Consider the following 20,700-nt stretch of genomic DNA (forward strand, 5'->3'; position numbering starts at 1 on the left):
AGTGGTGAGACTGACTCTACCCGCGGAAACGACGACGGGCCGGGCACCTGTGAAAGTGCCCGGCCCACCGGTTGGTGCAGCTCAGCGCGAACGAGCTCGGCGCGAACGGCTCAGCGCGAACGAGCAGATAATGCCCAGTTCAGCGCCTGCCGGGGGCATTATCTGCCCGTTCGCGCTTCTGTCCGCCTGTGCTCCATCCTGCAGTGACTATGCGTTGGCCTTGATGGCAGCGGCCAGCACGTTCAGCCCGTCCGTCAGGAGTTCGTCGCTGATGACCAGCGGCGGCAGCAGGCGGATGACGTTGCCGTATGTGCCGCAGGTCAGGATGATGACGCCTTCCTTGAGGCAGGCGGCCGCCACGGCCTTAGTGAGCTCCGGGTTGGGCTCCTTGGACCCGGCCTGGACCAGTTCGATGGCCAGCATCGCGCCGCGGCCGCGGATCTCGCCGATCACGGAACGCTCAGCAAGCTCGGTTGCGAGCTCGCTGAGGCGGCTCACCGCCAGTTCCTCGATGTGCTTCGCCCTGGCATTGAGGTTGTATTCCTTCATGGACCCGATGGAGGCCAGCGCGGCGGCGCATGCCACCGGGTTGCCACCGTAGGTGCCGCCCAGGCCGCCCGGGTGGACGGCGTCGAGCAGGTCGGCCCGGCCTGTGATCGCGGACAGCGGCATGCCGCCGGCGATCCCCTTGGCCATGGTGATGATGTCCGGAACGACACCCTCGTGATTCACGGCGAACCACTCGCCCGTGCGGCAAAAGCCGGACTGGACCTCGTCCGCAATGAAGACGATGCCCTTCTCCTTGGCCCACGCTGCCAGCGCCGGCAGGAAGCCGTCGGCCGGAACGATGAAGCCGCCCTCGCCTTGGATGGGTTCGATGATGATCGCGGCAACAGATTCGCCGCCGATCTGCTTTTCGATCATGGTGATGGCGCGCTTGGCGGCCTCGGCACCGGTGATCGAGGGGTTTTCCTCGCGGTACGGGTAGCTCATGGGCATGCGGTACACCTCGGGCGCGAACGGTCCGAAGTTGGTTTTGTACGGCATGGCCTTGGCGGTCAGCGCCATGGTCAGGTTGGTGCGGCCGTGGTAGGCATGGTCAAAGGCGACGACGGCGTCCCGTCCGGTTGCGAGCCGCGCCACCTTGACGGCGTTTTCCACGGCCTCCGCACCGGAGTTGAAGAGGACGGTTCGCTTCTCGTGGTCGCCCGGGGTGAGGCGGTTCAGCTGCTCGGCGACCGCGACGTACCCTTCGTACGGCGTGACCATGAAGCAGGTGTGGGTGAAGTGTTCCACGGCCTCCTTCACGGCGCCGACGACGGCGGGATCGGACGCGCCGACGCTCGTCACGGCGATACCCGAGCCGAGGTCGATGAAGGAGTTGCCGTCGACGTCGTGGATGATGCCGCCGTCGGCGTCCGCGACGTAAACCGGAACGCTGGAGGCGACTCCGGCGGCAACCACGGCCTTACGGCGTTCGGACAGTGCCACGGACTTCGGGCCGGGGAAGTCGGCCTGGACGCGCCGCTTCTGCTCGAGACGGTAGGTGATTTCGCTTGCGGTGGTGGTCATGAAGTTGGCCTTTCTTCGCGTGAGGAGTAAGCGTCTGCGTTATGCATCAAGTGCGCTCATGACGTGCTTGATGCGCGTGTAGTCCTCGACGCCGTACATGGAGAGGTCCTTGCCGTAGCCGGACTGTTTGAAGCCGCCGTGGGGCATTTCGGCGGTGAGCAGGATGTGGGTGTTGATCCAGACCGCGCCGAAATCGAGATCGCGGCTCAGCCGCATGGCCGTGCCGTGGTCCGACGTCCAGACGCTTGAGGCCAGGGCGTATTCGACGTCGTTGGCCATGTCCACGGCTTCCTGTTCCGTGCTGAACTTCTGCACGGTGATGACGGGGCCGAAGGTTTCCTTCTGCACGATGTCATCGGTCTGCTTGGCGCCGGTGATGATGGTGGGCTCGAAGAAGAAGCCCTTGTCGCCGGCGCGGTGGCCACCGGTCTCGATCCGGCAGTTTTCCGGCAGCGACTCGACAACGGCGCTGACCGCCTTGAAGTGGTTGACGTTGTTCAGCGGGCCGAAGTAGTTGTCTTCGTCGTTCTGCGAACCGGTGTGCAGCGTCTTGGTGTGCTCCACCATGGCCGCCACGACGTCGTCGTGCACTGAGTCCTCGACCAGCACGCGTGTGATCGCGGTGCAGTCCTGGCCGGCGTTGAAGAAGGCGAACTCGGCAATGGCAGCGGCGCTCTTCTTGATGTCGGCGTCCTTGAAGACGATGGCCGGGGCCTTGCCGCCGAGCTCCAGGTGGGCACGCTTGAGTCCCTTCGCGGCGCCGGACGCAACGGCGATGCCGGCGCGGACGGATCCGGTGATGGAGACGAGGCCGGGGACCTTGTGCTCCACCATCATGGCGCCGGTTTCGCCGGTGCCGAGGACGACGTTGAGCACGCCGGCCGGGAAGATGTCCTTGGCCAGCTTGGCCAGCACCAGGGTGGATTCCGGCGTGGTGTCCGAGGGCTTGAGGACCACGGTGTTGCCGGCGGCGAGCGCGGGGCCGATCTTCCAGATGGCCATGAGGAACGGGTAATTCCACGGCGCCACCTGGGCAACAACGCCGATGGGTTCGCGGCGGACGAACGAGGTGTGGCCCTCGAAGTACTCTCCGGCCGATTTTCCTTCGAGGATGCGGGCCGCGCCGGCGAAGAAGCGGAGCTGGTCGGCGCCGGCGGCAACTTCCTCGGACGCGATCAGGGAACGGACCTGCCCGGTGTTGCGGTGCTGCGCCTCAACGAGTTCGTCGCTGTTGGCCTCGATGGCATCGGCCAGCTTGAGGAGCATGAGCTGCCGCTGGCCGGGGGTGGCGTGCTTCCAGGTCTTGAAGGCATCCTTGGCGGCCGTCATGGCGGCGTCGACGTCCTCCGCGACGGAGATGGGCGACTTGGCCACCACTTCACCGCTCGCGGGATTCACGATGTCAAGCAGTCCGGTGCCGGCGGGCGTGACGAACTCGCCGTTGATGAAGTTCTGCAAGGTTTGAACCACGGTGTACAACCTCTTTTCGTGCTGATGATGTGATGCGGCTGCTTCGAGCCTATGCCAGCCCGGCAAGCCGTGGAATAGCCACCTGCACACCCTTGGCGTGAAGCTTTAGTGCGATTGGCCAGCATCCGGCTACCCTTGATGCATGGCAATTTCCCTCGCGGCGCTGCTCGCCGTGCACTCTCTGGGGCTCAAGAAAGCCGGCCTGGCAGAGACCACCTCCCACCAGGACATCCACTGGGTGGCGGTCACCGAGCAGGAGGATCCGCAGCGTTTCCTCAACGGCGGCGAACTGGTGCTCACCACCGGGATGCGGCTGCGCAGCGCACCGGAACAGCGGCGGTTCGTCCGTCAGGTCCAGCGTGCCGGCGCGGTGGGGATCGGGTTCGGCGTGGGACTGACGCACGACGCCGTTCCGCCGGCCCTGATCGCCGAAGCCAACCGCTGGGGACTGCCCATTGTTGAGGTCCCGTACGAGACGCCGTTCATCGCCATCGGCAAGCTGGTGGCCGACGCGCAGTCGGCCGACCATTACTCCAAGCTGGAGCGGCTCATCGCCGGGCACCAGATCCTGGCCCGCGCCCTGCTCACCGGCGGCGGCCTGGCCGAGCTCCTCCGACACCTGGGCGGCATGCTGCGCACGGACATCGTCCTGACCCAGTTCACGGCGCAGCTCTACAACAGCAGCACCGAGCCGCCGTCGGCAGAGTCCTGGGCGTCCTATCCGATTCCCACGGGCCGCCGGGACGCGTGCACGCTGTGGGTGAAGCAGCCGTTCGAAGATTCGGGCATCGTGGGATACGCGCAGAACCTCATCAGCGTGGAACTCAACAACATGGTGAAGCAGCGCCAGGCCGAGCGCGCGCTCTGCGGCCAGGTGCTCGAGGACGTGATTCACGGAACGCTGGACCCGAGCGAGGCCACCCGGCGGCTCGCGGGAACGGGCATCAACAGCACCCGCAAAAACGTGGTGATACTCGCCGGCTCCGAGGCGCACCACAAGCAGCTCGTTACCTCATCGCTGCCGCGGGCCCTCGAAAAGGCGGTGACCGCCGTCGTCGGGAAGGACCTGATTACGGTGATTCCCGACGACGGCCGCGGCGCCACAGCGCTGGCCAAGAGCCTTAGCGATCACCTGGCCGAGGCCGGCATCCACGCGACGATCGGCATCGGGGGCGCCTACACAAAGCCGAACGGCCTGCGCTGGAGCTACTTCGAGGCGCGCGACGCGGCGAGCCACGGGCTCCCGGTCAACGAGCCCGAGCGGCTCAGCCTGACATCGCTGCTGCTCGCGAGCGAGGACGTACCGCTCGCGGACATGGCCAACGAATCGCTGACTCCGCTCCGTTCCTTCGACGCCGCCCACGGCGCCGAACTGATGGCCACGCTGGAGAGCTACCTGAACAACAACGGCTCGGTGGCGGCCGTGGCGGAGGCCCTCACGCTGCACCGGAACACGGTCCGGTACCGGCTCGCGCAGATCACCGAGCTCACCGGCTACGACCCCTCCGTCACCGCCGACCGCGTGCAGCTCTGGCTGGCGCTGGCAGTCTCGCGGCTCGGGGCCCGGCACGCCTGAGGCGTGCCGGGCAAGCAGGCGGTAACGGGCTACTTGACGCCGCGCTTCAGGAGCTTGCCGGCCTTCCTGCGGGCCTTGCGGTATTTGCCTTCGTTGGCGGCGGCGACGCGCTCCTCCCGCTCCTTCAGCGAGCCGTAGGCCAGGGCCACGGGCTCGGGAAGGTCCGGGGCCGATCCGAGCTTTCCGAGCACTTCCCGGGCGATGACGCTGTCGTGGTGATCGCCGAGGATCTTCTGCTGCTTTTGCGCGGCTTTGGCGAGTCTCGAGGCACGCTTGCCGTAGACCGGGCCAACCGATTCCGCGGCATGCCGGACACGCTTGGCGTCCTTGCGCACCTGGTGCAGCGCGGCATCGCGCGCCGTGCCCTCCGCGGAACGTGCTGCCGCTTGCGCGCGGCGCAGCCGCTTTGCCGTCCTGTTCACCAACTTGCCGGCCACTTTTCGCCCCGGCGCTGACGCGAGGGGACGGACGGGCGGGTGGTCGCGGAATCCCTCGAGGTCGTCCAAGAGCCGGAAGTAGCGATCGGTCAGCAGGACTTCCTGTGCTTTCGTGTAGCCGGCGTTGAACCTGGTGCCCAGTTCGCGTTCCACGCGCTCCTTCACGACGTCCCCGGCCTGGTCCTGCGGGAGCTCGGCGGCGTGCTCCCGCAGCCGGTCAAGCATGACTTCCGCATCGCGGGGCGTACCGAGGATCCGGCCGATCCACTGCAGTTCATCCCTGAGCCGGCGCACCGCCGCTGCGCCAAAGAGCTTCCGGTAGACGGCCAGGGCCGACCTCATCCGGCGGGCCGCTGAGCGCATGGCATGCACGGCGTCCGGTTCCTCCAGCCGAACGCGGGGATCCTGTACCAGCAGCTCGTCGATCTGCCCGCCAAGGTATGCGGTAACGACGGCGGACGCCGGCCACTTCTTGCCGGGCCGCTTTTTGCCGGGCTTCTTTGCGGCTCGCGCCCCTTCCGCCAGCGCCGCCCCTTCCGCCGGTGCCCCTTCCGCCGGTGCGCTGCCGTCGTGTGCCGCCTCCGCGCTCTGCGGCCACGCCTTCCCCAGCGCCCGGCCCAGTTTGGACTCGTGCGGTGCGGGCCGCGCGCCTGCCGCAGCCAGGCATGCCGCGGCGGCCGGAAAAAGCTCCGGCCTCCCGTGGACAAGTTCGAGTTCCCATTCGCGCCACTCCCGCTTCGGCGCGCGGGCATCCCCGGCGCCTGCCTCCCCCGTCAGCACCTCGGCGTCCACGTGATCGTCGGCAAAGTCGGCGAGGTGCACGCCGTCGTGCCCGTAAAGGGCGATGGTAGTGCGCGTGGTGTCCAGCCTGGCCACCCGGGCGAGTCCGGAGCCCCGGAGGTAGGCGTGAAGGTGGGCCAGCAGTTTGTCAGGCACGACGTCGGGCTGGCCCAGCGGCGCGTGGATCTCCTGGCGCTGCCCGGCTTCTGATGCTGCCATGGACGCCTGCGGCAACTTGAGGTGCCAGCCGGCGTCGGACCCGCCGGTCCGGCGCCGCAGCGTGATGCGGCGGGCGGCGAGCGCCAGGTCCTCCGTATCGAAATACACCGCGTCCAGGCGCGCCTCGTAGGGCTCGCCCACGCGCCCGACGCCCGGAATGTCCTTGAGGGCCGGCAGTGGAGCCGCGGTGTCGACGTCGTACTTCTTCTCGGTTTCAGTGCCCTCGGCAGTCATGGCCGCACGGCATCCTTTCCCATCGGCGGGCCGCTCCGGCCCGGATGTCTCCGTGGCCTGAGTCTATGCCGAGGACCGCAGGGCCGCGAGAGTTTCGCCACAAAACCTTAGACATCAAACGTCTAACGTCTAACGTTAAGGGATGGCCACCACTTCCTCCGCTCCCCCGGTGACGGCAGCCGCCCTGCCCCGGCCGCGTGCCGCCGTCGTCGCCGGCGTCATTGCACTCGTGCTGATCGGGCTCAACCTCCGCGCCGGGATCACCGGGGCGTCGGCACTGCTGCACGATCTTCAGCTCGTCCTGGGCTACGGCCCGCTGGTCGCGTCGATCATTCCCTCCATTCCCACGCTGTGTTTCGCGGTGGCGGGAGCGGCAACCTCGTGGCTCACGGGGAGGCTCGGCGTCGAGAAGTCCATCCTGCTGTCCCTCGCTATGCTGGCGGCAGGACTGCTGGTCCGCGGCATTCCGTCGACCGGCATGCTGGTGGCCGGCACGGTGCTGGGGATGTCCGGCCTGGCGGTCTGCAATGTTGCCATGCCGTCCTTCATCCGTGAGCACTTTGCCGGCCGCACCTCCCTCATGACCGGCTTGTACACCGTGACCATGACCAGCGGAGCCACGGTCACTGCCATTGTGGTGGTACCGCTGGCCCAGCTGCTTGGCTCGCCGTCGGCGGGTGTGGGCGCGATCGGAATCCTCGCGGTGGCGGCCTTCCTCGGCTTCGTGCCGGTGGCGCTCCACGCGCACCGCAACAGCGTCCGGAAAACCGCTGGCCATGTCTCTCCGTGGCCGCTGCTGCGCACCCGGAAAGGGCTCCTGATCACCGCGATCTTCACGCTGCAGGCACTGCTCGCCTACGCACTGCTGAGCTGGTTCCCCTACATGCTGACCACCATGGGGCTGAGCGCGGCGGAGAGCGGCCTGATGTACGGGCTCATGCAGCTCGTCTCCGTCCCTGCCGGCATGGTGCTGATCGCCGTCGGCTCCCGCCCGGGCATGCTGCGCCCGGCCTTCTACATGGCTACCCTCACCATGACCGCCGGGGTAGCCGCTCTCCTCTTCCTGCCCGTTGCCCTGGCGGTCATCCCCGCCGTCCTGCTGGGTTTCGGCCTCGGCATTTTCCCCCTGGTCATGGTGATGATCAGCCGCAGCGGGCAGACCACGGCCGAGACCACGGCGCTCTCCACCCTGGCGCAGTCCACCGGCTACCTCCTGGCTACGGTCGGGCCGTTCGGCATGGGCCTGCTGCACAGTGCAACAGGCGGCTGGACGCTTCCGCTGGCGCTGCTGCTGGCCATCGCGATTACCCAGATCGTCGTGGCCCACCTCCTGAGCGGCGGCCGCGTGGCCCGGACGCCGACCACTGCCGGAACGAAGGAATAGAACGCCATGACCCTGAGCACCTCGCACCGCCCGCCGCTGGCGGACGAAATCACCGCCAAACTCCGGGAGATGATCCACTCGGGCGAGTGGCCGATGCAACAGCGCATCCCGTCCGAAACCGAGCTCATGGCCGGCCTGGGCGTCTCCCGCGGAACGCTGCGGGAGGCCATCAAGGCCCTGGCCCACAGCGGGATGCTCGAAGTGCGCCGCGGCGACGGCACCTACGTCCGCGCCACCAGCGAGATCTCCGGCGCGGCCCGGCGGCTGTACCAGGACCATACGGATGAGCACATCCTCGAAGTGCGGGTGGGTCTGGATACCCAGGCGGCACGCCTTGCCGCCAGGCACGCAACCGCCGACGACGTCGCCGCCATGCGTGCGTTGCTCGCCGAACGCGAAGACTCGTGGCACGCAGCCGACTACGCGCGCTGGGCCCGGGCAGACTGGGGCTTCCATGAGCAGGTGGCACAGGCCTCCGGCAACCCGCTCCTGCACGAGCTCTACGTCAGCTTCGGCGAGGTCTTCCACAACGACCTGCTGAAGCAGCAGCGGCGCAGCGGCTTCAACGGACTGCCGCACGAGGGCCACGGCGAGCTGGTGGACGCCATCGAGGCGCACGACGGCGACGCCGCTGTGGCCAGCGTCCACCGGAACCTCAATTCCTGCGCGGAGTGGCTCCGGGAGTAGCGCCCGTTACCGCGCGGCCGGCGGGCGTGGGGCGCGTGGGTGCGGCGTGCGGGTGCGGCTTGGGGGTGGCGGCTGCGGTAAACATTTGGCGAACGGCGGACCGCCGGCAAGGCGGCTTTCCGGCCCCGCACCCCGCCGTTTGGGGGACCTTCCCGAGGGGTGCAGGGCCGTTTTCCAAGGTTTTTCCAAGGTTTTCGCGGGGTCGCCGTTTGACTCTGGTGCCAGCGGTTTACCCAGCGGCAACACGGGCGGGCCGTGGACGTAGTCCTTCAGGCAATTGGAGGTACACCATGACCTACAGCGCATCAGCCGGCCGTGCCATGCCGCTCCCCCACAGGTCATCCCGGCGCCTGGTTGCCATCCTGTGCCTGGGTGCCGCGGCCGCCTGGACGCTGGCGGTGGTGACGGGAACGTACATCACCGCCCAGGGCGCCCTCCGGGTCCTGGCCGTTGCTTCGCACATCCTCGCAATGGTGGTGGCTTTTGGAGCCATCGTGCTGGTGGACTGGCACGGTTTCCTGTGGCTCATCGGGAAGCGAAAACTCTTCGAAACCATCCGGCTGGACGATGCCGCGAGTCCCCTGATCTGGACGGGCATAGTCGGCCTGCTGTTCACGGGCGTGTTCCTGAGCCCCAACCTGGCCAATCCGCTGACCGTGATCAAGCTCGTTGCCGTGCTGGTCCTCATGCTCAACGGCATCATGCTGATCCCCCTCATGCGCCGCCTTCTGGTCATGCCACCTACTACCACGTTCAACGCGCTGACGCCTGGCCAGCGGTTCCATATGCTGTCCTGCCTGGGCATTTCGCAGGCGTGCTGGTGGACGGCGATCGTCATCGGGTTCGTCAACGCCGAGTTTTGAGGCGGGTTCTAAGGCGCAGGCCCGGCAGCGCGTGTTTCACCATTTCCGGACACCTCAGTAGGCTTACTACCTGAGCCGGGGAGTCAATTCCGGGGGGTTCGATGCTCCCCGCTGCCCGCTGATGACGAGGAGTTCCAATGGCCCGATCAGCTGAACTGTCCGAGCAGGAATCGCCCGGGCACAAACCGACCGGACCCGAATCGACTGAGCAGGAATCGCCCGGGCAGGATTCCACTGGGCAGCAATCATCAGGCCAGCTCCCGCAGCCGCGGAAAGGCAAGCCTGCGCGGGAAAGGAAGTCTCCCGGTGAGCTCTGGGCCGACGGCTTCGGCAGGGTTAGCATCCGGAGCGCGCAGGTCCTGCTGGTGCTGGCCGTCGCCGTCGTGGCCACCTACGGGCTCCTGCAGGTCAGGCTCCTGGTCATACCGATCGTGATCGCGCTGATCCTGGCCGCGGCCATCGGCCCGTTCGTCAACGTGCTGCGGCGCCGGGGCCTGCCGGGCGGCGTTGCCACCGGCGTGGCCTTCGTGGCCCTGCTGCTCCTGCTGGCCGGAGTCAGCACGGTGATCTATCTGTCCGTCCGCAGCCAATGGGGCGAACTGGCCCAGCAGGCAACCTCCGGCCTGGACGAACTGGAAAAGTTCCTGCTCACCGGCCCCGTGCCCCTCGACCGCGAGCAGCTGAATCAGGCACGTGAGGGACTAATCCAGTTCGCGGCCAGCAGCCAGGTGCGCTCCGGAGCCATCACGGGGCTGTCCGTGGTCACCGAATTCCTCGCGGGCTCCGCCCTCATGGTGGTGATCCTGTTCTTCTTCCTGAAGGACGGCGCCAAGATCTGGAACTTCTTCCTGCGGCCGTTCTCCGGCCGCCGCGAGGCCATGCTGCGGCGCTCCGGCCAGCGGACCCTCGAGGTCCTGGGCGGTTACGTCCGCGGCACCGCCATCGTGGCGCTGGTGGATACGGTGGCCATCGGGGCCGCCCTGCTGATCCTGCAGGTACCACTGGCCATCCCGCTGGCGATCATTGTTTTCATCGGCGCCTTCGTGCCGCTCGTGGGAGCCACTGTGGCCGGGATCCTCGCCGCCCTGGTGGCCCTGGTGGCCAACGGACCCGTGGTGGCCCTGATCGTGGTGGCCGTGGTGATCGTCGTCAACCAGGTCGAGGGTGACCTGCTGCAGCCGATCGTGATGGGCAACGCGCTCCAGCTCCACGCACTTGTCATCCTGATGGCGTTGACGGCGGGCACCATCCTGGCGGGCATCGTTGGCGCCGTCCTTTCGGTGCCGCTGGCGGCTGTGACCTGGGCGATCATCCAAGTCTGGACCGCCGAAGATCCTACCCTTGAGCCCATGAACCCGGAACTGCCCCCTGCCAACAGCCAGCCCGCGTAGCCATCCCCCGGCGTAGCCAGCCCACGACGGCGGGCCGCACCCGGGGTGGCCAGCGCGCCCGCCGCGGCCAGTTTGGCTTCGCGCTCAGTCCGGCATCAGAGCAACCGCGGAAACGCGAAATGGCGGCCAGGCACCTGAGGTGCCCGGCCGCCGTCGTTCTTAGGGTGGCCCGCTAAAAGGGCGGCCCTTTAGAAGGAACCGGTCTTAGCGGAGGCCCTTGAACACGTTCTTGGGCCGCTGCATCTCGCCGTGCTTGGCGCCGAGGACGATGACCCAGGCAGCGAAGACCGGAATGGTCCACTGCAGCGCCTTGAGCTGCTTCTGCGCCGCCTGCAGTTGGTCGGACGCGCCGGCGCCGGGCTCGGTGGCGCCTTCGGCACCCTCGCCTGCCAGCTTTTCGACCTTCTTGCCAAGGACGCCCGCATACAGCGTCACCGCCGCACCCGCCAGGGTGACTGCCGTCTTGTAGATGGTGTCCGCCCCAACGCTGTCCTGCTTGGCGATGCGTTCCCTGTTCTCCCAGGCGATCGCGAGGTCCGCGACGAGGTGTGAAGCGAAGGCTGCGGTCTGAATCGGAGCCCATTTCATCCAGCCGCGGCTCGAGAGCCGGTGCGTTCGGCGGGGTCCTTGGCTTCCGCCGCTGCCCCGTTGAGGCCGATAGCGCCCATGAGCGAACCGCCGAACCAGGCCGCCGCCGTCAGGTCGTGTACGGACCGGGCCAAAAGATTTCCTGCCATGATGTGTTTCCTAACGTAGAGATCAAACCCTGCAAGATGGAACTGTTGGCTTCCGCGGCCCCGGTTTCACCGGAGTCCGCTCGCCGCACCAAAGTCATGGTGCATGTATGGTAAGCACACTTACTAACGTTACGGTAGCCCGTCACATCGGTGGTCCTGTGCGTAAAATCAACGCCATGGGATCAACTGGAACACTGTTCGGCTGGGCATTCGGGGACTCTGCGCGCGAGGACGATGCCGCCTACGTCGGCGAGCTCAAGCGGGAAGCGCTGAGCAACGCGGCAGAAGCAGCAAAGTCCAAGGGCTTCGACGTTGAGCCCGGTTCGGAGGTCTTCACCGTCCTCAGCGCCGGCGATGCCCTGGTGGATGTGGACACGGCACCGGACAGCCTGGTGGTCCGTTGCACGGTGAAACTCGTCGGTGAGGGATCAGAGAGTATCCACGCCGAAGGACCGATGAACGGCTGACCGGCCCCCGAGCGAAGAGGAGTCCACCATCGGCGAAGCGGCGGACGTCGCAGAGGCGGCGTCGAACACCAAGGCCCTGGACGTCGTCGCGCGTTCAGGCTTTGCCGTGATGGCGCTGCTCCACATGGTGGTCGGCACGATCTCGATCGCCCTGGCGCTGGGACAGCCCGGTCAGGCCGAAGCCACCGGGGCCATAGAGCAGCTTGCCGCCGATCCGTGGGGTCCGGCCGTCATGTGGGCCTGCATGCTCGGCTGCGCGGGCCTGGCCCTGTGGCAGCTCAGCGAGGCGACGCTCCGGGCCCGGCGCAAGCCGAAGAAGGAACGCGTGGGGAAGCTGATCTCGTCGGGGTTCCTCGCGGTTGCGTACGGCAGCGTGGGGCTCACCTTCGCCGGCTTTGCCGTGGGGCTGCGCGGCGACTCGGGCGAGACAACCCGGGACATCAGCTCCGCCCTCATCAGTACCCCCTTTGGCGTGCCGGTGCTGGGTGCCCTGGGGCTTACCGTCATGGGCATCGGCGTCTACTTTGTGGTGAAGGGGCTCCGGCGCGGCTTCAAGGAGGAACTCTTCCACTTCAACGGCACGCGGCGCGGAAAGATCATTGATTCCCTGGGCGTAACAGGCCATGTGGCCAAAGGCATCGCCTTGAATCTGGCCGGGCTGCTGTTCGTGATCGCAGCCGCCAAGCAGTCCCCCGAAGAATCCACCGGCTTGGACGGCAGCCTCAAGGCGCTGCGCGATCACCCCTACGGGCCGTACCTTCTGCTGGCGATCGGCGCCGGCTTCATTTGCTACGGCTTTTTTGCCCTGGTTCGATCAAAGTTCGGCAGGATGTGAATCATGAGCAGGCGCAGTATGACCCGCGAGTTCCGTGAGCTCGCCAGGCAGGCAAGCGACACCGCCGGCAGGCCGCGGACCTTTCCCCGACTAGGTAGCAGATCACGCCGTTCTGAGCCGTCAAAACGACGTCAACGGCTACCCGGTTGGGCGGATCCGGGCGGACGTGCCGCGGATCTCGGCGGGCAGGCCTTCGCGGCGGTTTTCCGCGCCATCAAGGCGGTTCGTCCGGTGCGCCCGATCCACCCCCGGGGCATCAGCCTGATCGGTGAGCTCACCCGCACCGGTGCCGAGGGGCGCGCCGCCGCCGGGTTCCCGGATGGGCGAAGCGGGATCGGCTGGCTGGACGCGGCCGGAACCGACCAGGTGCAGGCGCGTTTCTCCCGGTCGGTGGGCCTGCCCGAAGCGCTGCCGGACATTCTGGGCCTGGCCCTCCGCACCGGTCCGGACGATCAGCCGGCGGATATCCTGTTCGCGTCCACCGGCTGGGGCTTCCCTGCCCGGTTCCTGCTGACCCCGAAGCTGGACGTCGGCTCCGCCAGGTTCACCACGCTGATGCCCTACCAGGGCGGGGACGGGCCCGTGCTCCTGGGGCTGCGGACGCTCTCCCTGCCCTCCGGCGCCACGGGCCGGGCCGATACCGGCGGCAACTTCAAGGAGTCGCTGGCCGCGGGCGAATGGTCTCTGGCGCTTTCCTTCGCCACCCCCGCAGGCCACTGGCTACCCGCCGGCGTGCTGCGGCTGCGCGCAGCCCCGGCTTCCGGTGACACCGCAGCCCGTTTCGATCCGTTGGAGCATCCCTTGCCAGGAGCCGGGACCTATCCATGGGCGCGCCGGCTCCGGGAACGCTCCTACCGCGCGGCCCGGCGGCCTGCGCCGCTGAAGGCGGCGCGGCTTGAGACTGCGCCGCTTGAGACCTCGCCCCGAAGGACCCCAGCGCAGCCCGACGAAAGGAACGCCATGTCAACGGTCACCCAGGTCTTCAATTCCCCGGCAGCGGATGTCTGGAAAGTGATAGCTGACGGCTGGCTCTACGCGGGCTGGGTCGTGGGCGCGTCGAGGATCCGCTCCGTGGACGCGCACTGGCCGGAAACTGACGCGCGGCTCCATCATTCCGTGGGGGTGTGGCCCCTGGTCATCAACGATTCCACCAAGGTCACAGCGGCCGAACCCGGCAGGAGGCTGGAGCTGATCGCGCGCGGCTGGCCCCTGGGCGAGGCCAAGGTGGTCATCACGCTCGAGGATATGGGGCCACAGTGCCGCGTCACCATCTCCGAGGACGCCGTCCGCGGACCGGGCCTCGCCATTCCCAAGGCGCTGCGGGATCCGCTGATCACGGTGCGCAATACGGAGACCCTGAAGCGGCTCGAACTCATGGCCGCCGGGGGCGCAGGAGCCTAGCGGCGGTTAAGGCAACGAGGGGCCGCTCCCTCGCCCGGCAACGGGCAGGGAGCGGCCCCTCCCCACCCGCCCCTGGCCTTGCAAGCTCGGCCAAGGGAACCGGGCGGGTGTAAGCCCTCGTTACTGCGGAGACGCTAGACGCTGGCGGCAACGCCGTCGCGGGAGATGGCAACCATGTCCTCGCGCGGCACAACCTTGATGCGCTCGCGCTTGACCTCGACGCCGTGCGATCCGCCGGCGGCGGTGGCCTCGGCGCCCAGGGCGAGCTCGTGGGCGTCCAGGGCCAGCCAGCCTTCCCAGCTGGTGTACTGCACGCCGCGGCTTTCCAGGAGGTCGACGACGGCGCTGGCCGCGGGCGCCTCGGCCACCGGCAGGTTCTCGCGGTCTTCCAGCAGGTACGTCACCGTCTCCAAGGCGTCGCCCTTGGTGTGCCCGATCAGGCCCACGGGCCCGCGCTTGATCCAGCCAGTGGCGTAGATGCCCGGAACGTGCTCGCCGGACGCGTCCAGCACGCGGCCGCCGGCGTTCGGAACGACGCCCTTCTTGTGGTCGAACTCGATCTCCGGCAGTGCCGAACCGAAGTAGCCGATCGCCCGGTAGACGGCCTGGACCGGATAGTCGATGTATTCGCCGGTGCCGCGGGCGTTGCCCGTGCCGTCCAGTTCGGTGCGTTCAAACTTGATGCCGCTGACGCGCCCGGGGTTCTCGGCGTCGTCGTAAATTTCCACCGGGCTGTGCAGGAAGTGCAGGTGCAGGCGGCGGGAGGCTGTGAGTTCGGAGAGGTCCTCGGGCTGCTCGGCGATCCAGTTGGTGAGCGTGCCCACCATGGTCTTGATCTGGTTGTTGCTCTGGATCTGGCGGTCCGATTCCTCATCGAACTCGAAGTCCTCCGGGTAGAGGATGATGTCCACGTCCTTGGAGTGGGACAGCTCGCGGAGCTCAAGCGGGGTGAACTTGACCTGCGCGGGGCCGCGGCGGCCGAACACGTGGACGTCCGTGACGGGCGAGTTCTTCAGGCCGGCGTAGACGTTATCCGGGATCTCGGAGACCAGGAGGTCGTCGGCGTGCTTGGACAGGACGCGGGCCACGTCCAGGGCCACGTTGCCGTTGCCGATCACGGCGATTTCCTTGGCGTCCAGCGGCCATTCGCGTGACACGTCGGGGTGGCCGTCGTACCAGGAGACGAAGTCCGCGCCGCCGTACGAGCCGTCCAGCTCGACGCCCGGGATGTTCAGGTCCGCGTCCTTGATGGCGCCGGTGGCGAAGATGACGGCGTCGTAGTGGGTGCGCAGGTCCTCGATGGAGAGGTCGGTGCCGTAGTCCACGTTGCCGAAGAACCGGATGTCGCCGCGGTCCAAGACCTTGTGCAGGGCGTTGACGATGCCCTTGATGCGGGGGTGGTCCGGGGCAACGCCGTAGCGGATCAGGCCGTAGGGGGCCGGGTAGCGGTCAAAGAGGTCGATGCTCACAGTCAGCTCGCCGCTCTTGACGGCCTCGCTCTTGGTGAGGATGTCCGCTGCGTAGACGCCGGCCGGGCCGGACCCGACGACGGCCACACGCAACGGGCGGGCAGCGGTTCCTACGGTGGTGCTGGTTGACACGGCTGTGTTCCTTTTCTTCTGCATCGGTTGCTCCGTAGCTGCCCTTTTGAGGCTTCACAAGGGCCGTTACGGAACAGTCGATGGGTTTCAGGGGGTGAGAACGCGGGTGGTGTTCGGGGTGGTACGGGGCTTGTTGGGGCTGGTGGTGCTGTAGTCAGCGGTCTTGAAGTGCGACGGCGCAAAGGGGCTCACGCGGACGACGTCACCTATGACGATCACGGCAGGATTCGCGACGCCGGTGGCCTCGGCCTGGTCGGCGATGGTCGCGGCCGTGCCGATCGTCACGCGCTGGTTCGGCAGGTAGCCGTTCTCCACAATACCAACCGGGGTGTCCTCGGGCAGACCCGCGAGGACCAGGGCGGCCGCCGATTCCCGCAGCTGGCCCACCCCCATGAGCAGTACTACGGTGTGGTCGGCGCGGGCCGGAACCTCGGACAGCTCCTCATGGCCGGTGACCACGCTGAAGCCCTTGGCCAGGCCGCGGTGCGTCACGGGGATGCCGGCGGCGGCGGGCACGGAGATGGCGGACGTGACGCCGGGAACCACTTCAACTTCGACGCCGTGGTGCCGGCAGAACTCTGCTTCCTCGCCGCCGCGGCCCAGGACGTACGGGTCCCCGCCCTTGAGGCGCACCACCCGGTGGCCCTGTTGTGCCTCTTCGACGAGGATGCGGTTGATCTCGGCCTGCGGCACGGGGTGGTGGCCCGGCGTCTTGCCGACCTCGATGATGCGGACGTCCGGGGCCAGTTCGTTCAGCAGTTCCCGCGGGCCCAGGCGGTCTGCGACCACGACGTCGGCCTGGCCTAGGAGCCGCCGGCCGCGCACGGTGATGAGGCCTGTGTCGCCGGGTCCGCCGCCGACGAGGGCCACGGAGCCGGCAGAAGCGCGGCGCCGGCGCAGCGGCAGGTCGCCGGATTCCAGCGCGGTGGCGACGGCGTCACGGAGGGCCATGGCGCGGCGCGGGTCTCCCCCGGCGTTGACGGCGATCTTGACGTCGTCCACCACGGCGACGGCGGGGGTCCAGGCTGCGGAGGCTTCGTGGTCGGAGGCGTTGACGCACCAGACGCGCTGCGCTTCGGCGTCGGCGGAGACTTGGGCGTCCACGGCGGGATCGCCGGTGGCGGTCTGGACGAACCAGACGCCGTCGACGTCGGACGATGAGTAAGTGCGCGGCTCCCAGGTGAGCAGGCCGGCGTTGGCGAGGTCGCGGAGCCCGGCGGAGGCGTCAGGGGCCACAACGGTGACGCGTGCACCGGCGTCGAGCAGGCCCTTGGCGCGGCGCGTGGCCACGGGTCCGCCGCCCACCACCAGCACGGGGCGGCCGAGCAGGCGCAGTGCCGTTGGGTAGATGTCCTGAATTGCCATGAATCAACGGTAGGGCCGCGTCATATACCGGACCAACGGCGCGGAAACACCAGTTCACGTAAGGTAACGCTGCGTCACATAGGCGCGGGGCGGCGTATGGCCGCCCCCGGCCCGCTACTTCACGGCGATGAGTTCAATCGGCCGGATGTAGGGATCTATGGCGAACAACGAAGGACCGCGTTCGCGCAAGGCGGCAGGAAAGGCCCCGTCGAGGTGGGCCTGCCGGTCCTCCTCGGTGTCGAAGGTGTCAAAAATGCCGAAGGTGTCCTCGGTGATCCGGAATGCGTACCAGGTCCTGGTGCCCGGCTCGTTGAGCGCTACCTCGCCGCTTGCGTTGAGGAAGTCCCACACGTCCTGTTCCTTCCCGGGCTTGGCCTCGACCAGTGCCAGCAAGCCAAATTTCGGTGCCACGGCTATCCCCTCAAATCCTTATCGAGATGGGCCGGGTACCGGCCTAGTCGCGAGTCTAGGCACGGGGCATGACAGGGACAAGTGTCCGCGGGCTCCAACGGGTGGTGGCGCATGCGCCGCCCGGACGGCTGCCACCGGGCAGACCAAAGAGGCAGCGAAACGGACAGCGGAAAGCCCGACGGCGATGTGAACTGGTCGCCGTCGGGCTTTCGGGTGAAGTGCGGGCGGAGGTGCTTAGCGGGTGCTGCCGGCCAGGAGGCCGCGGCGCTGGAGAAGACGCTTCTCGATCGGTCCGAACACGAGGAGCTCGATCAGGATGCCTACGGCGAGGATCAGCAGGATCGCGGACATCACGATGGTCATGTCGGCGAGGTCGCGGCCCTGGTTCAGCATGGAGCCGAGGCCGAAGCCGATGGTGCCGCCAACCGCGATGATTTCCGCGGCCATGAGCGAACGCCACGAAAAGGCCCAGCCTTGTTTGAGCCCACCCAGGTATCCGGGAAGGGCCGCGGGCAGGACGATCTGCACGGCCATCTGCAGGCGTGAGGCGCCCAGGACCGTGCCGACGCTGCGGTACTGGGGCGGGATCTGGTCCACGCCGGAGATCAGGCCGTTGATGATGGACGGAATGGCGCCCATGAATACCACGAAGTAGACGGTGGCGTCCGTGAGGCCGAACCAGATGATAGCCGCGGGCACCCACGCCACGGACGGCAGCACCTGGAGCCCGGAGATGAGCGGGCCGAACGCCCGGCGGAGCGGGGCCACCTGGGCCAGCAGCAGTCCGATGGGCGTGGCGATGGCAACGCTGATGAGGAAGCCCACCAGCCCGCGCTGCAGCGACGTCCACACGGCTTCCTGCAGCGCACCCTCGGCCCAGAGGGTGCCGAACTGTCCGGCCACATCCAGCGGCCCGGGCACCAGGTCGCGGCGCTTAAGGCCGAGCGAGACATAGGCCTGCCAGATGATGATGAGCACCACGACGGCGGCCACCGGAAGCAGGATGCGGCTCCAGTCGACGCGCGCCTTGCGGACGGCGTCGGACTGCAGCGAGTCCAGGCCGGATTCGAGTTCGCGAAGGTCAGCGGAGCCGGTGGAGGAGCGGGTCAGGGCCGCGTGGACCTTCCGTGTCTCTTCGTGCCCGCCGGTCGAGCCCGCCGAATTGTGCCCGCCGGTCGAGCCTGCCGAAACCGGGGTCTCGGTTGCCTCGGGCGTATCCGCCACGGGTGATGAATTATTTCGCATGGCGGCGGATCTCCTCTCGCAGCCGGGCGGTGATGACCCCGGTCAGCTGTCCGGCAAGACCGGCGTCGGTACGGTGTTCCTCGGTGACGTTCCATTCCTGCACCACGCGGCCGGGCCGGGAGGACAGCAAGAGCACGCGTTGGCCGAGGCGGACGGCCTCGCGAACGTTGTGCGTCACGAACACGATCGTCCGGCCGGTCTCCTTCCAGATGCGTTCGAGTTCGTCGTGCAGCAGGTCGCGGGTAATGGCGTCCAGGGCCGCGAACGGCTCGTCCATGAGGAGCAGCTGGCGGTCCTGCGCGAGCGAACGGGCCAGGGCAACGCGCTGGCGCATACCGCCGGAGAGCTCGTGGGGGCGCTTGTCGCCGGCACCAGCCAGGTGGACCAGCTCAAGGAGTTCATTGGCCTTGATGCGCCGCTCGGCCTTGCCCACGCCGCGCAGCTGCAGGGCGAGTTCGATGTTCTCCCGGGCCGTCAGCCACGGGAAGAGTGCGGCGTCCTGGAACATGAAGGCGGCGCCGTCACTGGGCACCTCAAGAGCGCCCGACGTCGGGACCTCCAGTCCCGCCATGATGTTCAGCAGGGTGGACTTGCCGCAGCCGGACGCACCGAGGAGGGCGACGAACTCGCCCTTGCCGATGGTGGCGTTGACGTCGTCCAGCACCGGGGCGCCGTCACCGAAGCGCTTGCCCAGGTTTTCCAGTACGACTGGCATGGTCCCGTCCTTTGTTCGTGGTGCGTGATGCTTGGAGTGCGGTGGAGCGTGTTCAGGCTGCGGCTAGTCCTGGCCCAGCCCTGCTGCGGAGGTCTTGTCCTCGGCCACGGAATTCAGCGTCCGGAGGTCGAAAAGGCCGTTGATGTCGGCCTGTTTGGTGGTGCCGGCGTCCACGCCGTCCTGCAGGAGCTTGGTGAACGTGCCGGCCAGCGGGTCGACGGTGAACACGATGTTCTGCAGCGAGCGGTCGATGACGTCCTGCGGCAGCGCCTTGCCGGAGTCCTGCTTCAGGCCCGCATTCACCACAGCGGCCTTTTCGGCGGCCGGGGTGTCGTTGAGCCACTTGACCGCCTCGACGTGGCCCTTGAGCAGCGCCTCGACGGTTGCCGGGTGTTCGGCGGCGAACTTCTTGTTCACGATCAGGATGGTGGTGGGGAACTCGCCCGGTTTTCCGGTCTGCGATCCGTCCCACAGGTCCTTCTCGTCCACCAGGACCTTCGCGCCGGCCTGGAGCACCAGCCGGGAGGCCCAGGGCTCGGGCAACCAGGCGCCGTCGAGCTTGCCGTCCTGGAACAGCTTCAGCGTCTGGGCGTTCTCGGTGGGGTTGATCGCCACGTCCCCGCCGCCGTCGGTGTTGGTCTTGAAGCCCTGCTTGCCCAGCCAGGCGCGCAGCGCCACGTCCTGGGTGCCGCCCAGCTGCGGGGAGGCCAGGGTCTTGCCCTTAAGGTCCGCAGCGGTCTTGATCTCGGGCTTGACCACGAGCTGCGCCCCGCCGGACGCGGCGCCGGCGATGATGCTGACCGACTCGCCCTTGCTCTTGACGAACGAGTTGATCGCCGGGTTCGGGCCGATATAGGTCGCGTCGATCGCGCCGGCGTTCAGCGCCTCGATGGCCGCGGGCCCGGCGTTAAACACCTGCGTGGAGAGCTTGGTGCCGCCCAGGTTCTTCTCGATGAAGCCCTGCTTCACGCCCACCAGGGCCGCGGCGTGGGTGATGTTGCCGAAGTAGCCCAGCCTCAGCTCCGCGGCCGGGCCGGCGGCGGACGTTGACGCGGCGGTGGCGTCGGAACCCCGCGAGACCGCCGAGGCCACTACGGCGCCCACGCTGATCAGCAGGACCAAACCAAGGGCCAAAGCGATCTCCAGGGCGCGCCGGCGCTTGGGCACTTGGCTTTCGCCGGCCACAATGCGGGTCATACCCGGCCTGGAACTAGTCATGGATTCACCATAGGGAGTGTCATAAACCCGGTTCAATGAGCCGGAAACCGGGGGTCATGCAGGTTCATGCAGCGTCACATTCGGCCACACAA

At 67.8% G+C, this 20,700-nt stretch carries 17 protein-coding genes and 1 pseudogene; 8 read left to right on the forward strand and 10 right to left on the reverse strand.

The window, feature by feature from the left end:
• Positions 1-207: 207 nt before the first annotated feature.
• Positions 208-1,572, reverse strand: a complete 1,365-nt coding sequence (gene gabT / locus CXQ90_RS06960; protein ID WP_104138005.1) for a 4-aminobutyrate--2-oxoglutarate transaminase — start codon at positions 1,570-1,572, stop codon at positions 208-210.
• A gap of 39 nt (positions 1,573-1,611) precedes the next feature.
• Positions 1,612-3,042: a gamma-aminobutyraldehyde dehydrogenase gene (locus tag CXQ90_RS06965; RefSeq protein WP_104138310.1), complete on the reverse strand. Its 1,431-nt coding sequence runs from the start codon at positions 3,040-3,042 to the stop codon at positions 1,612-1,614.
• Between the two features lie 142 nt (positions 3,043-3,184).
• Between CXQ90_RS06965 and CXQ90_RS06970 the strand changes: the two genes are divergently transcribed.
• On the forward strand, positions 3,185-4,618 hold the full coding sequence (locus tag CXQ90_RS06970; protein WP_104138006.1) for a PucR family transcriptional regulator: 1,434 nt from the start codon (positions 3,185-3,187) through the stop codon (positions 4,616-4,618).
• A gap of 29 nt (positions 4,619-4,647) precedes the next feature.
• Here the strand turns inward: CXQ90_RS06970 and CXQ90_RS06975 are convergent, their stop codons facing one another.
• Positions 4,648-6,288 carry a CYTH and CHAD domain-containing protein gene (locus CXQ90_RS06975; protein ID WP_104138008.1) on the reverse strand — a complete coding sequence of 547 codons (1,641 nt, stop codon included), beginning with the start codon at positions 6,286-6,288 and terminating at the stop codon, positions 4,648-4,650.
• A gap of 142 nt (positions 6,289-6,430) precedes the next feature.
• Here CXQ90_RS06975 and CXQ90_RS06980 point away from each other — a divergent pair, with 142 nt between their 5' ends.
• From CXQ90_RS06980 to CXQ90_RS06995, 4 genes are all read left to right on the forward strand, one after another.
• Positions 6,431-7,672: an MFS transporter gene (locus CXQ90_RS06980; RefSeq protein WP_104138009.1), complete on the forward strand. Its 1,242-nt coding sequence runs from the start codon at positions 6,431-6,433 to the stop codon at positions 7,670-7,672.
• Between the two features lie 6 nt (positions 7,673-7,678).
• A complete protein-coding gene (locus CXQ90_RS06985) occupies positions 7,679-8,359 on the forward strand; it encodes a FadR/GntR family transcriptional regulator (protein ID WP_104138011.1) in 681 nt (226 codons plus the stop codon).
• Positions 8,360-8,649: 290 nt separating this feature from the next.
• A complete protein-coding gene (locus CXQ90_RS06990; RefSeq protein ID WP_104138012.1) occupies positions 8,650-9,222 on the forward strand; it encodes a hypothetical protein in 573 nt (190 codons plus the stop codon).
• Between the two features lie 137 nt (positions 9,223-9,359).
• Positions 9,360-10,613 (forward strand): AI-2E family transporter, encoded by a 1,254-nt coding sequence (locus tag CXQ90_RS06995; protein ID WP_104138014.1) that lies wholly within the window; start codon positions 9,360-9,362, stop codon positions 10,611-10,613.
• A 204-nt stretch (positions 10,614-10,817) separates the two neighbouring features.
• On the opposite strand, the pseudogene CXQ90_RS07000 reads toward CXQ90_RS06995, so the two are convergent.
• Positions 10,818-11,350: pseudogene (locus tag CXQ90_RS07000) on the reverse strand (hypothetical protein).
• A gap of 176 nt (positions 11,351-11,526) precedes the next feature.
• Between CXQ90_RS07000 and CXQ90_RS07005 the strand changes: the two are divergent.
• The 3 genes from CXQ90_RS07005 (at position 11,527) to CXQ90_RS22850 (ending at position 14,053) form a co-directional block, all read left to right on the forward strand.
• Entirely contained in the window at positions 11,527-11,817 is a 291-nt protein-coding gene (locus CXQ90_RS07005; protein ID WP_104138312.1) for a hypothetical protein, read from the forward strand.
• A gap of 109 nt (positions 11,818-11,926) precedes the next feature.
• Positions 11,927-12,652 carry a DUF1206 domain-containing protein gene (locus tag CXQ90_RS07010; protein ID WP_258064416.1) on the forward strand — a complete coding sequence of 242 codons (726 nt, stop codon included), beginning with the start codon at positions 11,927-11,929 and terminating at the stop codon, positions 12,650-12,652.
• 3 nt (positions 12,653-12,655) lie between these two features.
• Positions 12,656-14,053: an SRPBCC family protein gene (locus CXQ90_RS22850; protein ID WP_258064394.1), complete on the forward strand. Its 1,398-nt coding sequence runs from the start codon at positions 12,656-12,658 to the stop codon at positions 14,051-14,053.
• A 134-nt stretch (positions 14,054-14,187) separates the two neighbouring features.
• On the opposite strand, the gene CXQ90_RS07025 is transcribed toward CXQ90_RS22850, so the two are convergent.
• The 6 genes from CXQ90_RS07025 to CXQ90_RS07050 form a co-directional block, all read right to left on the reverse strand.
• Positions 14,188-15,654 (reverse strand): FAD-dependent oxidoreductase, encoded by a 1,467-nt coding sequence (locus tag CXQ90_RS07025; RefSeq protein ID WP_104138315.1) that lies wholly within the window; start codon positions 15,652-15,654, stop codon positions 14,188-14,190.
• Between the two features lie 87 nt (positions 15,655-15,741).
• Complete coding sequence (gene cobA, locus CXQ90_RS07030; RefSeq protein WP_104138017.1) at positions 15,742-17,019, reverse strand: uroporphyrinogen-III C-methyltransferase; 1,278 nt, start codon at positions 17,017-17,019, stop codon at positions 15,742-15,744.
• A 114-nt stretch (positions 17,020-17,133) separates the two neighbouring features.
• Complete coding sequence (locus CXQ90_RS07035; protein WP_104138018.1) at positions 17,134-17,430, reverse strand: putative quinol monooxygenase; 297 nt, start codon at positions 17,428-17,430, stop codon at positions 17,134-17,136.
• Positions 17,431-17,664: 234 nt separating this feature from the next.
• On the reverse strand, positions 17,665-18,675 hold the full coding sequence (locus CXQ90_RS07040) for an ABC transporter permease (RefSeq protein WP_104138020.1): 1,011 nt from the start codon (positions 18,673-18,675) through the stop codon (positions 17,665-17,667).
• Positions 18,665-19,390, reverse strand: a complete 726-nt coding sequence (locus CXQ90_RS07045) for an ABC transporter ATP-binding protein (protein ID WP_104138021.1) — start codon at positions 19,388-19,390, stop codon at positions 18,665-18,667. The genes CXQ90_RS07040 and CXQ90_RS07045 overlap by 11 nt, the downstream gene beginning before the upstream one ends.
• Before the next feature lie 63 nt (positions 19,391-19,453).
• Positions 19,454-20,608, reverse strand: a complete 1,155-nt coding sequence (locus CXQ90_RS07050; RefSeq protein ID WP_258064395.1) for an ABC transporter substrate-binding protein — start codon at positions 20,606-20,608, stop codon at positions 19,454-19,456.
• Positions 20,609-20,700 lie beyond the last annotated feature (92 nt).

The organism is Arthrobacter sp. ZGTC131 (assembly GCF_002929275.1).
Classification (GTDB): domain Bacteria; phylum Actinomycetota; class Actinomycetes; order Actinomycetales; family Micrococcaceae; genus Arthrobacter.